The sequence below is a fragment of the Cohnella sp. WQ 127256 genome (assembly GCF_024519285.1).
Lineage (GTDB): Bacteria > Bacillota > Bacilli > Paenibacillales > Paenibacillaceae > Cohnella.
This window is the reverse complement of record NZ_JAMZCY010000002.1, coordinates 301494-319662: the sequence shown is the minus strand read 5'-3', so window position 1 is coordinate 319662 and position 18169 is coordinate 301494. Positions and strand designations below refer to the sequence as shown.

The 18169-nt window shown below is 45.9% G+C and carries 16 protein-coding genes; 5 read left to right on the top strand and 11 right to left on the bottom strand.

The window, feature by feature from the left end; all coding sequences use genetic code 11:
• Positions 1-136 precede the first annotated feature (136 nt).
• Complete coding sequence (locus tag M1K58_RS09535) at positions 137-1099, top strand: DNA-methyltransferase (RefSeq protein ID WP_256758581.1); 963 nt, start codon at positions 137-139, stop codon at positions 1097-1099.
• A gap of 153 nt (positions 1100-1252) precedes the next feature.
• The gene (locus tag M1K58_RS09530) at positions 1253-1444 is read left to right on the top strand and encodes a sporulation protein Cse60 (RefSeq protein WP_256758580.1); all 192 of its coding nucleotides are present in this window, start codon (positions 1253-1255) and stop codon (positions 1442-1444) included.
• A 21-nt stretch (positions 1445-1465) separates the two neighbouring features.
• On the opposite strand, the gene M1K58_RS09525 is transcribed toward M1K58_RS09530, so the two are convergent.
• The 9 genes from M1K58_RS09525 to M1K58_RS09485 all read right to left on the bottom strand — a co-directional run bounded on the left by M1K58_RS09525 (position 1466) and on the right by M1K58_RS09485 (position 10835).
• Positions 1466-2278, bottom strand: a complete 813-nt coding sequence (locus tag M1K58_RS09525; protein ID WP_256758578.1) for a DeoR/GlpR family DNA-binding transcription regulator — start codon at positions 2276-2278, stop codon at positions 1466-1468.
• Positions 2279-2281: 3 nt separating this feature from the next.
• On the bottom strand, positions 2282-3337 hold the full coding sequence (locus M1K58_RS09520; protein ID WP_256758577.1) for an ABC transporter ATP-binding protein: 1056 nt from the start codon (positions 3335-3337) through the stop codon (positions 2282-2284).
• Complete coding sequence (locus tag M1K58_RS09515; RefSeq protein ID WP_256758574.1) at positions 3334-4137, bottom strand: ABC transporter permease; 804 nt, start codon at positions 4135-4137, stop codon at positions 3334-3336. The genes M1K58_RS09520 and M1K58_RS09515 overlap by 4 nt, the downstream gene beginning before the upstream one ends.
• Positions 4134-5060 (bottom strand): ABC transporter permease, encoded by a 927-nt coding sequence (locus M1K58_RS09510; protein ID WP_256758572.1) that lies wholly within the window; start codon positions 5058-5060, stop codon positions 4134-4136. Before M1K58_RS09510 ends, M1K58_RS09515 begins: the two co-directional genes overlap by 4 nt.
• A 92-nt stretch (positions 5061-5152) precedes the next feature.
• Positions 5153-6262, bottom strand: a complete 1110-nt coding sequence (locus M1K58_RS09505) for an ABC transporter substrate-binding protein (protein ID WP_256758571.1) — start codon at positions 6260-6262, stop codon at positions 5153-5155.
• Between the two features lie 253 nt (positions 6263-6515).
• Entirely contained in the window at positions 6516-7163 is a 648-nt protein-coding gene (gene rnhA, locus M1K58_RS09500) for a ribonuclease H (RefSeq protein ID WP_256758570.1), read from the bottom strand.
• Between the two features lie 54 nt (positions 7164-7217).
• Entirely contained in the window at positions 7218-7964 is a 747-nt protein-coding gene (gene map, locus M1K58_RS09495) for a type I methionyl aminopeptidase (RefSeq protein WP_256758569.1), read from the bottom strand.
• A 318-nt stretch (positions 7965-8282) separates the two neighbouring features.
• Entirely contained in the window at positions 8283-9566 is a 1284-nt protein-coding gene (locus M1K58_RS09490) for an ArsB/NhaD family transporter (RefSeq protein WP_256758568.1), read from the bottom strand.
• 42 nt (positions 9567-9608) lie between these two features.
• Entirely contained in the window at positions 9609-10835 is a 1227-nt protein-coding gene (locus M1K58_RS09485; protein ID WP_256758567.1) for a multidrug effflux MFS transporter, read from the bottom strand.
• A 214-nt stretch (positions 10836-11049) separates the two neighbouring features.
• On the opposite strand from M1K58_RS09485, the gene M1K58_RS09480 reads away from it, so the two are divergent.
• On the top strand, positions 11050-12189 hold the full coding sequence (locus M1K58_RS09480) for a ParB/RepB/Spo0J family partition protein (protein WP_256758566.1): 1140 nt from the start codon (positions 11050-11052) through the stop codon (positions 12187-12189).
• 82 nt (positions 12190-12271) lie between these two features.
• On the opposite strand, the gene M1K58_RS09475 is transcribed toward M1K58_RS09480, so the two are convergent.
• Positions 12272-13372 carry a site-2 protease family protein gene (locus M1K58_RS09475; protein WP_256758740.1) on the bottom strand — a complete coding sequence of 367 codons (1101 nt, stop codon included), beginning with the start codon at positions 13370-13372 and terminating at the stop codon, positions 12272-12274.
• A gap of 581 nt (positions 13373-13953) precedes the next feature.
• Between M1K58_RS09475 and hflX the strand changes: the two genes are divergently transcribed.
• Entirely contained in the window at positions 13954-15243 is a 1290-nt protein-coding gene (gene hflX, locus M1K58_RS09470; RefSeq protein WP_256758739.1) for a GTPase HflX, read from the top strand.
• A gap of 178 nt (positions 15244-15421) precedes the next feature.
• Here hflX and M1K58_RS09465 read toward each other — a convergent pair whose 3' ends face one another.
• On the bottom strand, positions 15422-16252 hold the full coding sequence (locus M1K58_RS09465) for an Rpn family recombination-promoting nuclease/putative transposase (RefSeq protein ID WP_256758564.1): 831 nt from the start codon (positions 16250-16252) through the stop codon (positions 15422-15424).
• A gap of 260 nt (positions 16253-16512) precedes the next feature.
• Here M1K58_RS09465 and M1K58_RS09460 point away from each other — a divergent pair, with 260 nt between their 5' ends.
• Positions 16513-18168, top strand: coding sequence for an SWIM zinc finger family protein (locus M1K58_RS09460; RefSeq protein ID WP_256758563.1), 1656 nt, complete (start codon positions 16513-16515; stop codon positions 18166-18168).
• Position 18169 lies beyond the last annotated feature (1 nt).

Genomic DNA, 18169 nt, shown 5'->3' with positions numbered 1-18169 from the left:
GGGTTATGCTTACCCTAATAGACGGAACGAAGGCAAAAAATGTTCAGGATTTGAGCCTCATAAAGTGTTACGTTTCTATTACAATGATATATTACAATGAAAATATCTTATAGAAATAGATTAGGCGGTGTTGCAGGTGCAAGACAAAAAGCGGGCTGAAAGAAATCGTACGATTACACTTGATGAATCAGAGAGACTCCAGTATGGTGCAAAGCTCATTACGTTAACAACAGCAATGGAGCCGGAAGCGATCATCAACCGTACAATTAATCAAGACCTGTTTATAGCACTCGATTATTTGCCAGATGAATTTGTCGATTTGCTGTTCATCGATCCTCCCTATAATCTAACGAAAACCTTTAACGGAAAAACCTTTAGCCAAATGAATAATGAACAATATACACAATGGCTGGATGGTTGGTTCTCGCGAATTGTTCGTATATTGAAGCCTCATGCAACCGTATATATTTGCGGCGATTGGCGGTCAAGCCATTCGATCTTCGAGGTCGCCTCGAAATACTTGCACATTATTAACCGAATTACGTGGGAACGTGAAAAAGGCCGAGGAGCGCTTTCCAATTGGAAGAACGCCTCGGAGGATATATGGCATTGTACAAAATCCAGCGACTACAAGTTTTACGTGGATCGTGTAAAGGTGAAGCGAAAGGTCATTGCTCCTTATCGGACCGAGGAGGGCGCCCCAAAAGATTGGGAGGATGATACCGACGGAAAATTCAGGCTTACGCATCCCTCCAATCTGTGGACGGATCTTACGGTTCCGTTCTGGTCCATGCCCGAAAATACAGATCACCCGACCCAGAAGCCGGAAAAGCTTCTCGCCAAGATCATTCTTGCGAGCTCAGACGAGAACGACGTCGTGTTTGACCCATTCGGCGGAGCGGGAACGACGGCCGTCGTAGCCAAAAAATTAAATAGACGTTATGTCGGCATTGAGATCGATGATACGTACTGCTGCCTAACCGAGAAACGGCTTGCGCTTGCAGATAGCGACTCCTCGATTCAGGGCTATTCGGAAGGAGTGTTCTGGGATCGGAATACGCTTCGGGGACAGAACAAAGCTTCAAAGATGACGGAATAGCCAACAAGCCGAACCTACAGAGAAAAAGGGCACTCCCCTTTGCCCTTATTAGGTTGACACCGGTTTCACTCCATGCTATGTTGAACGCATCCTGGCATTTTACGATGAATTATAAATGCTTAGGGTATGAATAATGCGTGAAGGAGCTATACCATGATACAAGTTAAAGAGTTTGTCGATACGGACATGTCATTAGCCGAGAAGCGAGTGAATGAATTCCTAGCTGAGCTAGATGATGATCAGGTCATTAATATTTGCTACGGATCTATTAGCAAAACAACAGCAACCAACAAAAGCGAACAAAGAAGCGCAATCTTAGTCGTTTACAAAAAAAAGATCAAATAATCGAGGGCTATCTCAAAGGGTCTATCCAGACCCCTGAGAAAGCCCTTTTTTTTGGACTTCAATCCACTGAATGTGATGAGTCCTTAACGCTGCTTGCCATTCTTTAGGCGGAGACACATTACAGATAATCGTATTCACGGAGTGAATAGGTGTAATCTCAGTGAATGCTTCCTTATCAAGCTTTGATTCATCAGCCAGCACAATGGTCTGGTCAGCCGCTTCGATCATTTTCCGTGAGAGGATCGTTTCATTCAGATCATAATCGCTAATTCCTCGCTTCATGGACAAGCCACCAACCGATATGAACGCCTTATCTACCCTGAACTGCGCCATCACTTCTTCACCCAATGCTCCAGACAAGGATTGCTGCTCCGGGTTTAACTGTCCGCCGATGACGATGATTTTACCCGAAAATCTCCCTTCATTTAAGGACTCCATCAGATGATAAGCAACTGCAATCGAATTGGTCAGTACGGTTAGGCGCTCCTTCCCTGAGATCGCCTTAGCTAGCTCAAGCGTTGTCGTACCCACGTCAATGACAATCGTATCTCCTGAAGAGATCAGCTCTGCAGCCCTCGAGCCGATTAACGCCTTCTGCTCGGAATTCACCTGTTGTCGGAGCAAATAGGGAGGCTCATAATTCGCCGGTTTGGCCAGGACAGCTCCACCGTATACACGTTTCAGGTGTCCTTCCTTCTCTAATGAAACGAGATCCCGTCGGATCGTTTCTTCCGAGACGGCACAACGTAAGGATAAGTCGGACACCTTGACTTGCCCTTCCAGCTTTAATCGCTCATCAATAACTCGTTTACGTTGTTCGGAAGAAATAGACATCCTTCAAGCTCCTTCCTTCTCCAATTGCAACAGCTGGGAAGGATCAAGTGCTAACCGGACAACTCTTTGTTCATCGGTTCTCAAGGAGCGGCCGTCATTCAGAATATCGATCGTCAATCGGACACCTGTCGTCTCAACGACATAACGAATAACATTGCCAAGCACATGAACAGAATCAATCGTTCCCTCTATGATTCGCTTGCCAGCCGCAATTTCGTCATACTCATTCGTACTCTTATTTACAGACAGTAACCTGACCGACTCCGGCCTTAGGGCAAAGCTTGCTGCCGAGCCTATCCCTTCACCGAACAGCCGAGTTGCTTCCATATGAGAAAGCACGTTGTAGCTACCCATGAATCGTGCAACGAACTCCGTACGTGGTGTTGAATATAGTGATTCCGGTGTTCCGTCCTGCACAATTTGACCATTGTTCATAATGCAGATGCGGTCAGACAGAGTGAGCGCTTCCTCTTGATCATGGGTAACGAATACGGTTGTCATCTTAAACCGCTTCTGGATCTCTCTGATTTCGCTCCGTAGGTTTTTACGAATCTTGGCATCAAGCGCGCTGAGTGGTTCATCAAGTAACAGCACCTTCGGCTTTACGGCTATTGATCTGGCAAGAGCGACCCGTTGCTGCTGTCCCCCGGATAAATTCTGAGGATATGCATCTCGTTTATCTCCCAGATCAACGAGTGCAATTAATTCCTCACATCGGCTTATTCGTTCCTTCTTCGCCACACCGCGCATCTTCAGTCCATATTCAATATTTTCAAAGACAGTTAGATTTGGAAATAGGGCATAGGACTGGAACACCATTCCGATCTCACGATTTCGAGGCGGCAGGTTGGCAATATCCTTCTGACCCAATAAAATTCGACCGCCATCCAACTCCGTAAGTCCAGCAATACAACGTAGTAAAGTGCTCTTCCCACAACCCGAGGGGCCAAGCAGCGTTAACAGCTCTCCCTCTCGAATCGTTAAATCCACATCGTTCAGCACGATTGTATCCCCAAACGTTTTTCGAATACCTTGTAGCTCCAAGTAGGACGCGTTCATCTACCCACCACCTTATTGAACTTTTTGCCAAGCTTCATAAGCACTGTAGACACGATAAGAATAAATACAAAGTAAGCGATCGCAATCGCACTGGCCAAATGCCCGCTTTCATTAACCCGTTGGTACAAATACACCTGAATCGTCTGGATATGGCCACCAACAAGCATGTTCGTGAGCACAAATTCCCCAAACAGAACGGAAAAGCTCAACAAAGTCGAGATAATGACACCCGGCCATATATTCGGCAATATTATCGTGACGAATGCCCTCATTCGTGACGCCCCCAGTAGTTCTGCCGCATTCAGCAGCTCAACAGCAGAAACGGTAAGCAGACTATTGCGGATTCCCTGATACATATAAGGAAGAATGACGATAAAGTAAGCACCAATCAAGATATACGCTGTACCTGTAATATCGATAAATCCGGAGGAATAGGTTCGGATCAACCCCACCGCGGCCACAACACCAGGAACAGCATAGGGCAACACAACAAGGCCTTTCATAAACGTCTCCCATTTCGGAAAATACACAGTGATAACAAATACGGCAGGAAGCATAACTGCGAGGCTCAATGCTACGCTAATCAAGCAAAGGTATAATGAAGTCCATAGCGCATCGAGAAATCGGGCATCTCGGAACATCTCACGTATCCATTCCAGGGTCCAGCTTTCGGGTAGTACCGTAGTCTGCCATTCCTTAGCGAAGGCGTACAAGAACGTTCCCAGTAAAGGAAGCAACAAATAGATCATCAGTAATAGCATGAGAGAACGGTGTGTCCAGCCTACTTTTCGTTGGTTCATGTGCCTACCTCCTCCTTAGTCGCGTTCCATTGCTGCTTGCGCGAACGGATACGCTTGGAGCTAGAACCGGAAGCATACGAAGCGGTGAATTGTTGCGAGCGCTTGGACATTCTGTGATTCAAATAGACAGCTAGTAAAGTTGATAACGCAAGCAGAACCGCTAATGCGCTGCCTACCTCCGGTTGATTCACGATATCTCCCGCAACGAGTGAGCCTATTCGGATGGCTAACAAATTATAGTTACCACCGACGAGCGCGTAAGCTGTAGCATACGCCCCCATCGCATTAGCGAAAAGGATGCCAAGTGTCCCGAAAATCGCAGGGGTGAGCATCGGAATTCCAACCGTTCTCCAGAACTGCCATGGACGAGCTCCTAGCAATGCAGCAGCTTCCTTCCATTGCTCTTGAATCCCGTAGAAGGATGGGTACAATAGCAACAAAGCCAGTGGCACCTGAAAATACACATAAATTAGCACAAGTCCGGACCAGCTATACAAGTTAAAATCTGCGAATACGTCCCAGCCCCATTGCTTAAACAACAGGGTAAACACACCGTTGTTACCCAGCAGAATAATATAAGCGAATGCAAGCGGAACACCCGCAAAGTTCGAGGTCATGTTCGACAACATAAGCAGCCTGTCTCGGATCTTTGTCGTAAAGCGAGTAATCGAATACGCGCAGAAGAGCCCCACGATGATTCCGATAAGACTGGAATAGACAGCGATGAGAAGACTATTCTTGATTGCTTGCAAATAATAAGCGCTGTGGAAGATTTTATCGTAGTGGTTAAGCGTAAAGCCTGGAACCCCAGGCTTACTGATGCTGCCCATTAGCATGGACAAGATCGGTGCAACTTGGAACGCCAGCACCATGATCGCAAAGGGAGCCAAGCCTAGCAGGATCCAACCGGTTCTGTGTTTCATGCCTTACACTCTCCTAGGATGGAATAAAACGGGCGCCTTCGACGTGCGGACGAAGGCGCTCCATTGTTGCTTCCAGCTGATAGATCGATGAATTAGTTGATATGAACGAGAACACGCTCTTGCCACTGCTCAGGGATGCTCTTCGCTGTTTCTTCCCAAACCTTATAATCTTTAACTGGCTTCGCATTCGCATATTCTTCCTTCGGAAGCAGCTTCGCAGCTACATCATCCGGAAGCTTAACGCTATCGCGGATCGGTCTTGCGTAGCCTTTGGCCAGGTTGACTTGTCCTGCATCGCTCAGAATATATTCTCTGGCGAGCTTACCCGCGTTAGGGTGCGGAGCGTACTTGTTAATGATCGTCGCATAGCCGCTGACGACACTACCTTCCTTCGGAACCGCTACAGCATACTGCTCCTTGTTTAGTTGATCACTATAATTAAGGGCATTAAAGTCCCACAGCAAAGTCACTTCTACTTCGCCTTTTTCGATATTAGCCAGTGAGGCTTCTACGTTAGCAAGACGTCCGTTCTTCGCCAGATCCTCGAAGAAAGCTAGACCAGGCTCGATATTGGACTCATCTCCACCAAACGCAATTGCTGCAGCCAGCACAGCCATTTGTGCTTGGGCAGCCTTCGTGACATCACCTACGACGATTTTATATTTACCGTTCTTCAGATCGTCCCAGCTCTTAGGTGGGTTGGATACGAGCTTCGTATTCGTCAGGAACGCGATTGTCCCTTGATACCCGATAACCCAATGTCCGTCCTTATCCTTCGCCCAATCCGGAATTTCATCCCAATAAGACGTTTTGTACGGCTGAGTAACACCTTTAGCAATAGCCACTGGGCCAAACGCGATTCCTACATCGCCGATATCCGCAGTCGGTTTTTCCTTCTCAGCTTCGAACTTAGCGATTTCCTCAGCACTCGACATATCTGTGTCCGTATGAGCGATCCCGTATTTCGTTTGCATATCCGTCCACGTATCTTTCCAGTTCGCCCAAGAATCCGGCATCCCCACGCTGACAACAGTGCCTTCTTCCTTTGCCTTCTTTTCAATCTCGATGAGTGATAGCTCTGGAGCACCAGAGTTCTCAGCAGCATTATTATTTTTGCCACCCCCACAAGCAGCTAGCAACACGACAAGCAAGGTAAGAATGAGCCCCACGACAAGTTGTTTCTTTAACCCATTTTTCAACATTTCTCTTTCCTCCCATGTGGTTATGTGTGGAGTGTCTCATTATTCCTGTTGTTTTCCACCTTTCACTACTATAAAACTGATGTATTTCCGTCAGATTAACCCCGATGGTATAGTTTGTAAAAAATAGCAGTTCAACCACATACAAATAGAGGAGGTTAGCTCCGAAAACGAGTCAAAAAAAGCCTTCGAACCAGTTTGCTTACTGGTTCGAAGGCTTTCGTCAGGTAAATGAGCTAACATTACACATTAGAATCTATTTGCGTCCGTAGTCGGCTTTAATCTCGCCCCACTGTTTAGTTTGCCACTTCACTACCTTATTTGAATAGGTATTACTCTTAAGCCAAAGGACTGCACGATCAACTAACTCCCATATCTCCTTAGTAGATTCGTCCTTCACAAGCGTCGAGGATACCCCCTTCTGCTTGACCCATTTCAACGCGTTAACCGAATCGCTGTACACGGTTTTGTTACTCCCTATTTTCTGTAAATGAGCTAAACCGTGAACAATCGCCAGAAACTCTCCTAGATTGTTCGTCCCCTTGGCAATAGGCCCCACTGAAAAAATAACCTCGCCCGTTTGCGTATCCACACCTTTATATTCGACAGGACCCGGATTTCCACTTGTACCGACGTCCACAGAAATGCTGTTGTAGTCGATTTCCTCAGTCGTCTCTATGCCTGTAGATTTAGGCTTGAAGCTTCCACTGGTGCTTGTCTTCTTCCCACTTCCCCAATGCTTCTTCCAGCCTTCTTTATAAGCTAAATCCGCCGCAGCCTTCGTCTCGTAAGACTTAAACTTAGCTTCATCGAACTTATTGATTTGTTCTTGGCATTCTGCCCAATTCACGTAAACACCGGGTTTTCTGCCTACCCAAACGACGTAATATTTCTGTTTAGCCATCTATTCTTTACCTCTTTCTTATGGAAGACTAAAGCCGATCAATCTAATTAGTAATTAGCATGCGGTCACAATAATGGGCTTATTATTCGTAATGATTATCGTATGCTCGAATTGCGCAACGCGGCTACGATCGGGCACAGTCAGAGTCCACCCATCTGCCTGCTGCACAACGTGATTAGCACCCGTAGATAAGAAAGGCTCAATTGTGATGACTTGGCCCGCCTTCAATATCCGTTTTTCCCGTGCATCGAAATAAGGGAGTATCTCAAAAGGCTCCTCATGCAGCCCTTTTCCGACTCCATGGCTGCATAGATTTTCAATTACACGATATCCGCCTTTTCTTGCTTCCGTTTGAATGATTTTACCGACTTGATTCAGCTTCACGCCAGCTTTCAGGTTTGAGATCACCTTCATCATCGTTGCATGAGTATAATGGCATAAGCTGGACAATTCGGTCGCGATCGGTGCAATCTGGAATGACTGCCCTGCATCCGCATAATATCCGTTTAGCTCGGCTGATACGTCAACGTTAATGAGATCACCAGCTTTCAAGATGCGGCTTCCGGGAATGCCATGAGCCACCTCCTCATTAATACTGATGCAAGTGTAGCCTGGAAAATCAACGTCCTTCATCGGAGCTGAGGTAGCTCCGTTTCGGTCCAGAACTTCCTTCCCAATGAGATCTAGCTCCCTTGTTGTCATACCCGGTCTAGCGCTTCTCTTCATTTCCTCAATTGTAGTGGCGACAATTCGACCTATCTTCATTAATTGCTCAATATCTTCCTGAGATTGTATTGTCATTGTATTCTCCCTCTATAATTAGGTTGGCTTATTGATCTAGCTTGTCTATTATTTAGCTTTTAGCTCTTGTATAACTAACCTTACCTCTTTTCTCCTAACCAATTCAAGACTAGCTTGCGGAATCAAGCAAAAAGGGCTCCCGCGTGTCGGAGTCGTTTCAGAAAATAATAGCGAATTTTAAAGGGAGAAATGGGTGGTCCAGGGAGTCATTCCTGTACCACCCATTTCGTATTTTGGTCAATTGTTGCTCGACACTTCCATTTTTTAAAAGTATAGTTATTTTTTTGGGACAGCCTATTATGAAATGGATAACTGCCGCTACAACAAATATCTCAAGTAAACATAAACACTTGAAATCATGATGGAGAGCAGCATTAGCGGAAATGCATATTTTAAGAACTTAATGAATGTAATCGGATGCCCTTCCTTAGCGGCCAAGCCAGCCGTGATTAAGTTTGCACTCGCTCCGATTAATGTTCCGTTCCCTCCAAGGCAAGCCCCGAGAGCAAGACTCCACCATAACGGCTGGAGATTGTCGATGCCCATGTTGCCCATTTCCTGAATGAGAGGAATCATCGTTGCTACGAAAGGAATATTGTCCATAAATGCAGAGGCAATCGCACTCATCCATAAAATAAGCATGGCTGTCGCCGTGAGATTTCCACCCGTTAGATCAATAGCTTTAACAGCTAGGTCACTAATAATACCGGTATCTACCAAAGAACCTACCAGTGTAAACAAACCCACGAAGAAGAAGATCGTTGTCCATTCCACACGAGTGAAGGCTTCCTCCATGGCATGCTCTCCGGCTAGCAATAACAGGAGAAATGCGCCGGTAAGTGCCACCACTGAAGATTCTACATGCAAAGATTGATGAAGGAAGAAGCCTGCAATCGTTAAGCCAAGAATAATCAAACACTTCCGCAGCATCGGACGATCGGAAATCAGCTCGCGTTCATTCATTTCCATAATTCCTCGTTTGTACTCCTCTGAGGTACGAAGCTTCTTGCGGAATAGAAGTACGAATAGTGGAATATGAACCGCCATGATAACGATAACAATTGGCGCCATATTATCGATGAATGCCATAAAGGTAAGCTCTTTAACCGCACTTCCAATCATGATATTCGGAGGGTCACCAATTAAGGTAGCCGTACCCCCGATATTAGAAGCTAATATTTGTGTAAATAAGAAAGGAAACGGATTAACACGTAGCTGCCTCGTGATACTGAACGTCACTGGCACAATGAGCAATACCGTTGTTACATTGTCTAGGAATGCCGAAGCCACAGCCGTAACGACTGCTAACGCCACCAGAATCCTAATCGGCTCCCCTTTTGCCTTTTTCGCGGCAACGATTGCAATATAACTGAACAGCCCTGTCTTAGCCGTTACGCCAACGATGATCATCATACCGATAAGGAGTCCTAGCGTGTTGAAATCAATGTGATGTGTTATCGCTGATTCCACATCTACAATACCAAGTACGACAACAAGAAGCCCACCTAGCATGGCGACAATCGTTCTATGCACTTTCTCCGCGATAATCATGGCATAGGTTAACAGAAAGACGGCAAGAGCCAATATCGCCTGATGTTCCATAAGTCCTCCTTAAATAATCCCGTGTCTTAACGTATTATCCGATCAAGTTCGCTTATTCCTTATCATTACCCAATAACAGACCAAAGCGGCAATGTCCGTCGCTGCAATAATGATACCCATCGGCAGTGCATTCGCACTCCCCGCGATTCCCACGATCGGAGCCAAAGCGCCCCCGAACAAGAAGGAAAGAAGTCCAAGTAAAGCGGACGCGCTTCCTGCCGTATGCCCCTGATTACGCATTGCTAATGAAAAGCCCGTCGTACTCACAATACCGACGCTAGAAATAACGAAAAATAGCGGAACGAGGATAGCAGCTAACCCTGCCGACATTATAATCATCACCAGCAGCAAGCTCCCGCTTATGGAAGCTATAACAACTCCGCTAAGGAATAGCTTCTTTTCTCCGACTCTACTAGCAAGTCGTCCCGTCAATTGACCTGCGATAATGATGCCTATTCCGTTAATCGCAAAAAATACGCTAAACATCTGTGGGGATACGCCGTATATATTTTGCAAGACGAAAGGTGAGCCTGCAATGTAAGCGAACATAGCTGCGGAAACGAAAGCTTGAGCTAGTCCATACCCCATGAAGGAACGGTCCTTAAGAAGGCGTCGAAAAGTCGAGAATGTTTCACGAAGTCCACCGGTCATTCGCTTATTAGCAGGCAAAGTTTCCGGCAAACCAAACCATACTGCGAGCAAAGTCAGCACACCCCATCCCGCCAAAACAACAAACAATCCTTCCCACGGAGTCACCTTTAACAGTTGTCCACCAAGGACCGGAGAGAAGATAGGAGCTGCACCATTAACGAGCATTAGCATCGCGAAAAACTTCGTCAATTCCGGCCCGGAATACATGTCCCGCACCACGGCTCTAGAGATGACAATACCTGCAGAGCCCGCTAATCCCTGTATAAATCGTAGCAGTACTAACACACCGATTGATGGGCTAAACGCACAAAGAATAGAAGAAACAGCGTATACGAGAAGACCAATCAACAGGGGCAGGCGACGTCCATAAAAATCGCTAAAGGAGCCTGCAAATAGTTGTCCTACCGACAATCCAATCATACATGCCGTTAAGCTCAACTGGGCGTATGAGGAGCTGGTATGCAAATTCTCAGCCAGCTTGGGTAATGCCGGCAAATATAAGTCAAGCGATAAGGGCCCAAAGGCAGAAAGCGATCCCAGTAGGATAATTAACCATACAACGCTTGCTTTCTTTGTATCCTGTGCATCGATTGCTAGCTTTCCATGATGTTGATTCATTTCATTACACCTTTCTAGCTCTTGACCTTAGCTTAACATCCCCCTATCATATTATAACTAGAATTCAAACAGCAATAAGTATATTACTGCCTTTGTCCGCCCCTAACGCCAATCTGCTTAACAAACCTTTGTTCCCATGAAGCAAACCCTGTTATATAATACATATGTTCCCATTGGCGCATCCTTTAACGAAAATAACGATAGGAGACCACGCATGGACATCATACAAATTCCCACGCATTTAATTGATGAAGATAAAGATCAACCGAGATATCAGTTTGACGAAGAGGCTCTTCAAGAATTAATGAACAGTATTGAAGAGCTAGGTTTGCTATCTCCCATTAAAGTAAGAACGATGAATAGTGGCCGGTACACCATTATTTATGGGAATAGACGGTACAAAGCCTGCACGGCACTGAAACTACCGACCATCCCATGTATTGTGTCCAACGTTACGGACGAAATGGAAATATACCTAGAGCAAATCGCCGAAAATTTAACGCGTCAAGGCTTCTCTCCGATTGAAGAGGCGGAGGCGTTCAATAAGCTTCTAACCGATTCGAAATTCAGTAGCTCGATCAAGTACCTATCTAGTAAGCTCGGAAAACCGGAAGCTTATATTAAGAACAAATTAGACTTACTTAAATTTAGCCAGACCGTTCGCTCACTCATTGTATATGGTACAGAAATTCGCAAAGACAAGCTCACCGAGGATCAATTAATGCCTCTTAAGGACTTGTCGATGGAGTATCGCGATTCACTAGCACTAATTATGGCTCAAGACGAGATGCCTGTCCCTGATGTCAAACGGATTGCGCGCTTATTCAAAGACAAAGAAATCACGGACAGTACGAAAGGAAAGCTGTTGTTCAAGACGGGGCCGCAGCTGCTAGAAACCTGGTCTACGTTCGAGCACAACAAGAAGGAGCGGGCAAAGAGCGCAGAACCTAAAGAAGAAGTCATTAAGGAGAAGCCCGAGCCAAAGGAACTTAGCCTTGATTTAAGGAGTGCTTTCAGACCGGAATTACATAACGAGCTAGAAGATGGGAATGAGGCTAGGGAGGGTACGACAACACCTGCGATAAGCTTGGGAGCCTTGATTCAATCCGTGGAACGTAGTCCGGATGAACAATCCACCGAGCAGGATTCCGAGAGCTTCATTGAAAGCATGCTCAACCTATTGTTCTCCACTCTTCCCGCTCCTAGTCCTCTCTCACCCAAAGACTTACCCATCCTTGAAGGTGTTGAGAGAGAGCAATTCGTTCAGGACGTAGATACCCTAATCGAAGACTTAGAAAAGCATCTTGCAGAGTGGAGATCGGTTAAGGATATGCTGAACAAACGCTCCGATTAATATATAAGGTCGGCCCATCCGATCCTCACAACAAAAGGCGCTTACTCCAACTAAGGAGAAGCGCCTTTTCTATGGCTTTCATCTATCTATAAAGCTCCATAATGCGATGACCATATACCATGAACAATGACAATACGCCCGCCAGAACAAGGTACGCGATTAGCACCTTCCATTTCACAGAGGCTGGGGCTTTGTAGTACGAACGAGTATGCTGAAGCTCTTCCTCTAGCTGGTTGATTCTTTCGTCAGCTTTTGCCTCCGCCTCCATTAATAACGTCGAAGGAATCGGGCGAGAAGGATCCATATCCTCATATTGTACAGGCTGGTGCTCCCACTCTTGGATCAAAGCAAGAGTAAGATTCGCATATTGCCGATCTATCCGAGCTTGATCACGGGCAAGCCGTTCATCATCATGCAGGAAAGGGATAGGCCGTTTACGCGTGCTCGCTTCCGTTTGCGACGCATCATTAGCTTGGGCTAACAGAGATTGCTTGAGCTCCCACGTGCTCATAAGCCTAGGCCATTGTCTGATCGCATCTCGGTATTCGATCAATTTTTGTTGTTCGTAAGAGAGCACCGAATTTCTGTAATCCTCCCTAGCGCGATTCCACCAGCTAAAGATACCGATGATGAGAATGAGAATGATCAAGGGACTAGAAGAGAAGACCGAGTATGCGCCAAGTATTAGCAAGCCGACAAACCAAATTTTCGTGGAAAGTACCGATACGATTCGTCCACCATCAAGCGGGGAAACAGGAATGAGGTTAAAGAGATTAATCATTGCCCCCATAAAAACGACCAACGCCCAGAACGGTTCTTCAGTCATCTCGTATAAGACTACGGCAGGCAAGAAAGAAATCAGCCCCGCCAAAGGACCACCATAGGCTAGATAAGCTTCAGTTGCTGCATCTTTAGGTCGCTCCTTCATGGAAATGAGCGCACCTACGAACGGTATAAAGAAAGCCGGAGAAGTCGCAATGTCTTTGCGTTTGGCTGCGACTAGATGTCCCATCTCATGAACAAAAATCAAGTAAACAAGCGCGACTCCAAACTTCCAGCCGTAAATAGCTGCATATGCCCCCAAGCTCACCATCATCGTGATGAAAGTGCCTCCGAACTTGGTCCACTTCAACAGTGCGAAAGCCCATTTGAACTTCGCTAATAAGAACACACCGATTCCCATCAAAAGAGATCGGTTTTTAGATTTATTCACATCGAACTTCCTTTCATTATGATACGTAGAGTCGAACTGTAGTCTATTATCTCATTTAATACGGGATTGGTTAAGTACGGGTTTCGAATTGCCTCTAAGGTAAACACACATCCAGCGATTTATCCCTCTTAACGACTACTGCTTCAACTTTACCCGAAAGCCTGTCCTATGTTACACTACCCTTACTTAAAGGAATGGAGGGTTACGTGTGATAGACTACATCCGAGTTAGATCCTTGCGCAGCTAATTGAATAGCGCTTAAGGCTCTGCCTGTGGGCGGAGGACTCAGGATAGGTCTGTCCTATGAACCCTTTATATCGGTTAATGAGCGGCTAAGCTTGAAATGGATGATGGATGGCGGGAGCAATCCCGTTATTCAATTTCGGGTATTCTCCGGTTGTTACACCCAAGGAATAGGTCTGATCTGCAAGCATCGATTTACTTCGTTGGCTTGCGCTTTTTCCCGATATCCTCTACTGGTTAATGACCACACAGGCAGAGCACTGCCTGTGTTTTTATTTGTATTTAAACCCTTGGAGGATGAGAAATTGATGGAACAATTGAGAGATAAAGCGGTAACCGTTGGAGTACAACTGAATAATCGTCCCGACTTCCCAAGCGCCATGGAAGAACTACGTAGCCTCGCGGACGCGTGTGAGCTTGAGGTCGTAGGCGAGCTCACTCAGAAAGCCGAGCGGGTAAACCCTTCCCTCTACATGGGAAGCGGAAAAATCAAAGAATTACAAGAGGTAATGGCTGAGAGTAATGCCACCGTCGCTATCTTCAATGACGAACTGTCCCCTTCCCAGATTCGCAACCTAGAGGCTAAACTCGATTGCAGGGTAATCGACCGCACGATCTTAATCCTAGATATATTCGGGAGCCGGGCTAAGACACGGGAAGCCAAGCTTCAAGTTGAGGTAGCCCGGCTGCAGTATATGCTGCCTCGCTTAATCGGTCTTCGGGAATCGCTCGGGCGTCAAGGTGGCGGTGGCGGCTCCGGTCTTAGTAACAAAGGTTCGGGAGAAACGAAGCTGGAGCTCGACCGAAGAAGAATCGAGGACCGGATTGCAGCATTGCAAGCGGACCTGGAGAAGCTTGTCTCCCGACGACAAATCCAGCGCAAGCAGAGGAGTAAGAATGAGGTTCCTGTCGTTTGTCTGGTCGGCTACACGAATGCCGGCAAATCGAGCCTTATGAATGCTCTGATTCAGAAATATACACCAGGATCGGGGAAAGAAGTTCTGGCCAAAGATATGCTATTCGCTACGCTGGAAACTTCCGTAAGAAGCATTCAGTTGCCTGATCGCAAAACGTTCCTTTTGGCTGACACAGTTGGCTTCATTAGCCAATTGCCCCACCATCTCATAAAAGCGTTCCGATCCACTCTGGAGGAAGTCACGGAGGCTGATCTGCTCCTTCATGTGGTGGACTGTTCCGATCCCGAAGAGGGTAAACGAATCGAGGTCACGAATGAAACCTTGCACGAGTTGGGAGCCGGTGAGATCCCTTCTTTGTACGTATACAATAAGGCGGACTTAAAGACGGACCAATTGTACCCGAGGGTCGAAGATAACATCCTCTATCTATCCGCCCATAGGAGCAGCGGAATCGAGGAACTCGTTCAATTAATTAGTGAACGTATTTTCACAGATTACAAGGAATATGAGATTTTGATCCCTTACGACCAGGGCAGGCTTGTATCTTACTTTAACGAGAATGCCCATATTCACTCGATGAGTCATGAGGAGGACGGTACGCGGCTGATCCTTACGTGCAGAGAAACCGATTATGACAAGCATAGGGAACACTTCACAATTCTTAACGAAGGCGTATACTAAAAAAAGTAACCATGCGACGAGGACAAATCATACTCGTGGAACCCATGCTGAAATGCATTCGATCACCACACTAAGCCCCTAGTTGCTGAGCAATGAAAGAACCCCCTAACGAGACGCATCATGCGACCTGTGAGGGGGTTCTTTGGGCTATCGGGTTTATTCCTCTAAGCTTTTACTGTCATTGATCCATCATCTTGGACTCGGCCAGTCGCATAATTTCTGCTACAGACATTCCGCTTACTTCAGAAATCACCGAAACATCCAACCCTTTAGCTAACAGCTTTAAGACCATTTCCGATTTTCCTTCTACTCTTCCTTCAGCTTTCCCTTGAGCTCTGCCTTCTGCTCTGCTACCCGATATGGAAGAATTCCAGTCCCTAAGGGCATTCTCCCTCGCCTCTGCCAGCTCGCGAACATAGTCATTGCCACTTAATAATTCGAGATGTTCTTCTGTTTTCCCGATCATAGGATCCATAATCATCAGCTCCTTTAATTGTTCCTCAGGTAGCTTTTCATCCATGAACAGCAACCACCTGTGCAAAGCGATAGTGATATCTTGCTTAGAACGTTCAAATTTCGGAAATTCGATAAAATGAACTTCAAGTGCATCCGTTAGGATTACATTCTTGTCATGATCCTCGTAAAAGTGATAGGTGCTATGAAATCTTTCATACGGAAACAATTCAAAGTTTAGTAAATTAATTGTGATGGTCTTCCTTAGCTTCTCGTAAGGTTCTCCCGACTTAATAGAAGCCGTGAACAGCTTAGCCAGATAAAACAATGTCCGCTTTACCCTATTATTTTGATTGATCATCTGCATTTCAATGTTAATCTGTTCGCCGCTGGCCAATTCAGCACGAATATCAAGTCGACCGGTCTTGTCACTTAGCATGTCCTTCTTAAGCTGCTTGTTCTCGATCACCTTTAATTTCACGATCGGATTCAAACCATCTTGCCTTAAGATCGCATTCAGCAACGCCTTCAAACTATCCTCAGAGGCTCTCTCCAAACAGACACCCAAACACAAAATCATTTTTTGGTTTTAACCGATTTACACCCAATACCTTCACTCTCCCGTATGGATAGTTGGCAAATGCCGCGCTCCATCGGTGCTTCCGTATTGGCGTCTTTGTTTATTATATCATGTTGAAATGGAAGAAAATATAATTCCGAGACACGTACTGCATTGGAACAAAAACTGCCGCACATACTGGATCATGATATAATTAAGTCATTAAATATAGATCTAATCTCTCAGGAGTTTTGTGGATGATACCTACTTATGAATTAGATGATTATCAATGGAATATGCTCGTCCAAGATGTAGCCGATAACTTTGGAGATGTTACCCTTAGCCGGGGCTTCCAATACTATAAGCAAGGCCGTGTCATTAAGCTTACGATTCCCTCCGAACGAGTTGTGAAAGCGACCGTAGAAGGGAATGAAATCTACCAAGTAGAGATCAATCTTGACCTCTTCACTGCAAATCGTTGTAATTGTCCGGTTAGTGGCGCTTGCAAGCATATATTTGCTGCAATCCTTAAATTTGCAGACCTGCACAATCGCTCCGTTCACACGCTTGTGAACGCTAAGACAACCGCTCAATTAAAGCCAACACCCACTAAGCCTGCTTCCTACGCCAGCACCTATAATCAGGCCAAACAGCTTGAGGCCAAGAAAGCAGCTGAGAACGAGGCATTGCTTCGAGAACAATCCCAGCTAATTCCGACTATGAGCATTATGGAGTGGCATGAGCTGTTCGAGCTTTGTACTCTGAAATTAACACAGAGCTCAAGGAATACGCAGTTCGTCCATGACGCCTTGGAAGCTATTTTCCGAATAAAGCCTTCATTACCTACTGTTATCGATCAGTTCTATTCCCTGCATGCTCAACTATTTGTCCTATCGAAGCTAACGAAACAACCCAAGGACCAGTCTGGATATGTTTATTCCTATCTTGCCTTCCATATCCATCATGCTGCCTCTGATCTTCAAGAGACGATTGTACAAAGCTTAATACAGTTAACTTCTCTGGCAGAGGACGAGGCTAACTCTCGTTTAACTAATCAAACCTTGACCCACTTACGCACAGAGATGCTGGTGGAAGCCAACGAAAATCATTATTTTCTATCCCATTATCTAAGTGTTTGGAGCCACTGGATATGTCCAACGAATTCTAATGAACTCCTCTTTACAGATGAGCTTCAACTGTTGGAGACGACAGCCGATGAATCGGGCTCATCTCTTTCTCCATTTGCTTGTAGATTAGCTCAAGCGAGTATGTACTTGTATCAATCTGATGATCAAGAGGCTTGGAACCACCTCGATGCTGCTCAGTATAAGTCCGACAATGCAGCGGGTTATTTATTATTTTTCTTGGATTATCTCTCACAGAATAAGCAATGGACGCGTTTAGTCGCTTGGCTCAGCAAAATTGCCCCTCTGTTTAATCTGCGCCGGAACACCAACATTCGCCCTTATTCGGAATACTGGGATCTAGCCGTTCAGCATGTACCGGATGCCGAACAGCAGATGTGGGATACTCTAGTCTCCTTACTCCCTCATTCTCGAGCCCTCTACGAGGAAAAGCTACTGGTGAACGGAAAATGGGAGCGCTGGATGGATTACCATCTTAGTATGGATAGCGATCCATTGGATTTTCGCGTCACAGAGCTGCAGCCTTTAGAGAAAAATGCACCTGAGGTGCTGCTCCCCTTCTATCATCAGGCCGTTGAACGATATGTGCTTTTGAAAAATAGGGACAACTATAAATCAGCAGTGAAACTATTGAAAAGGCTCGCTAAATTGTACAAAAAACTGAAGCAGGAGCCTCGTTGGGAGCTCTTCCTCTCTTCGTTCATCAGCCGCAACAGTCGGCTTCGTGCGTTGCAAGAGGAGCTTCGGAAAGGGAAGCTAGTACCATGAC

What these genes read in the sequence shown, in the direction of transcription:
- M1K58_RS09530 (WP_256758580.1), top strand. Translation starts at nt 1,253, where the DNA reads ATGATACAAGTTAAAGAGTTTGTCGATACGGACATGTCATTAGCCGAG.
- M1K58_RS09525 (WP_256758578.1), bottom strand. Translation starts at nt 2,278, where the DNA reads ATGTCTATTTCTTCCGAACAACGTAAACGAGTTATTGATGAGCGATTA.
- M1K58_RS09520 (WP_256758577.1), bottom strand. Translation starts at nt 3,337, where the DNA reads ATGAACGCGTCCTACTTGGAGCTACAAGGTATTCGAAAAACGTTTGGG.
- M1K58_RS09515 (WP_256758574.1), bottom strand. Translation starts at nt 4,137, where the DNA reads ATGAACCAACGAAAAGTAGGCTGGACACACCGTTCTCTCATGCTATTA.
- M1K58_RS09510 (WP_256758572.1), bottom strand. Translation starts at nt 5,060, where the DNA reads ATGAAACACAGAACCGGTTGGATCCTGCTAGGCTTGGCTCCCTTTGCG.
- M1K58_RS09505 (WP_256758571.1), bottom strand. Translation starts at nt 6,262, where the DNA reads ATGTTGAAAAATGGGTTAAAGAAACAACTTGTCGTGGGGCTCATTCTT.
- rnhA (WP_256758570.1), bottom strand. Translation starts at nt 7,163, where the DNA reads ATGGCTAAACAGAAATATTACGTCGTTTGGGTAGGCAGAAAACCCGGT.
- map (WP_256758569.1), bottom strand. Translation starts at nt 7,964, where the DNA reads ATGACAATACAATCTCAGGAAGATATTGAGCAATTAATGAAGATAGGT.
- M1K58_RS09490 (WP_256758568.1), bottom strand. Translation starts at nt 9,566, where the DNA reads ATGGAACATCAGGCGATATTGGCTCTTGCCGTCTTTCTGTTAACCTAT.
- M1K58_RS09485 (WP_256758567.1), bottom strand. Translation starts at nt 10,835, where the DNA reads ATGAATCAACATCATGGAAAGCTAGCAATCGATGCACAGGATACAAAG.
- M1K58_RS09480 (WP_256758566.1), top strand. Translation starts at nt 11,050, where the DNA reads ATGGACATCATACAAATTCCCACGCATTTAATTGATGAAGATAAAGAT.
- M1K58_RS09475 (WP_256758740.1), bottom strand. Translation starts at nt 13,372, where the DNA reads ATGGGAATCGGTGTGTTCTTATTAGCGAAGTTCAAATGGGCTTTCGCA.
- hflX (WP_256758739.1), top strand. Translation starts at nt 13,954, where the DNA reads ATGGAACAATTGAGAGATAAAGCGGTAACCGTTGGAGTACAACTGAAT.
- M1K58_RS09460 (WP_256758563.1), top strand. Translation starts at nt 16,513, where the DNA reads ATGATACCTACTTATGAATTAGATGATTATCAATGGAATATGCTCGTC.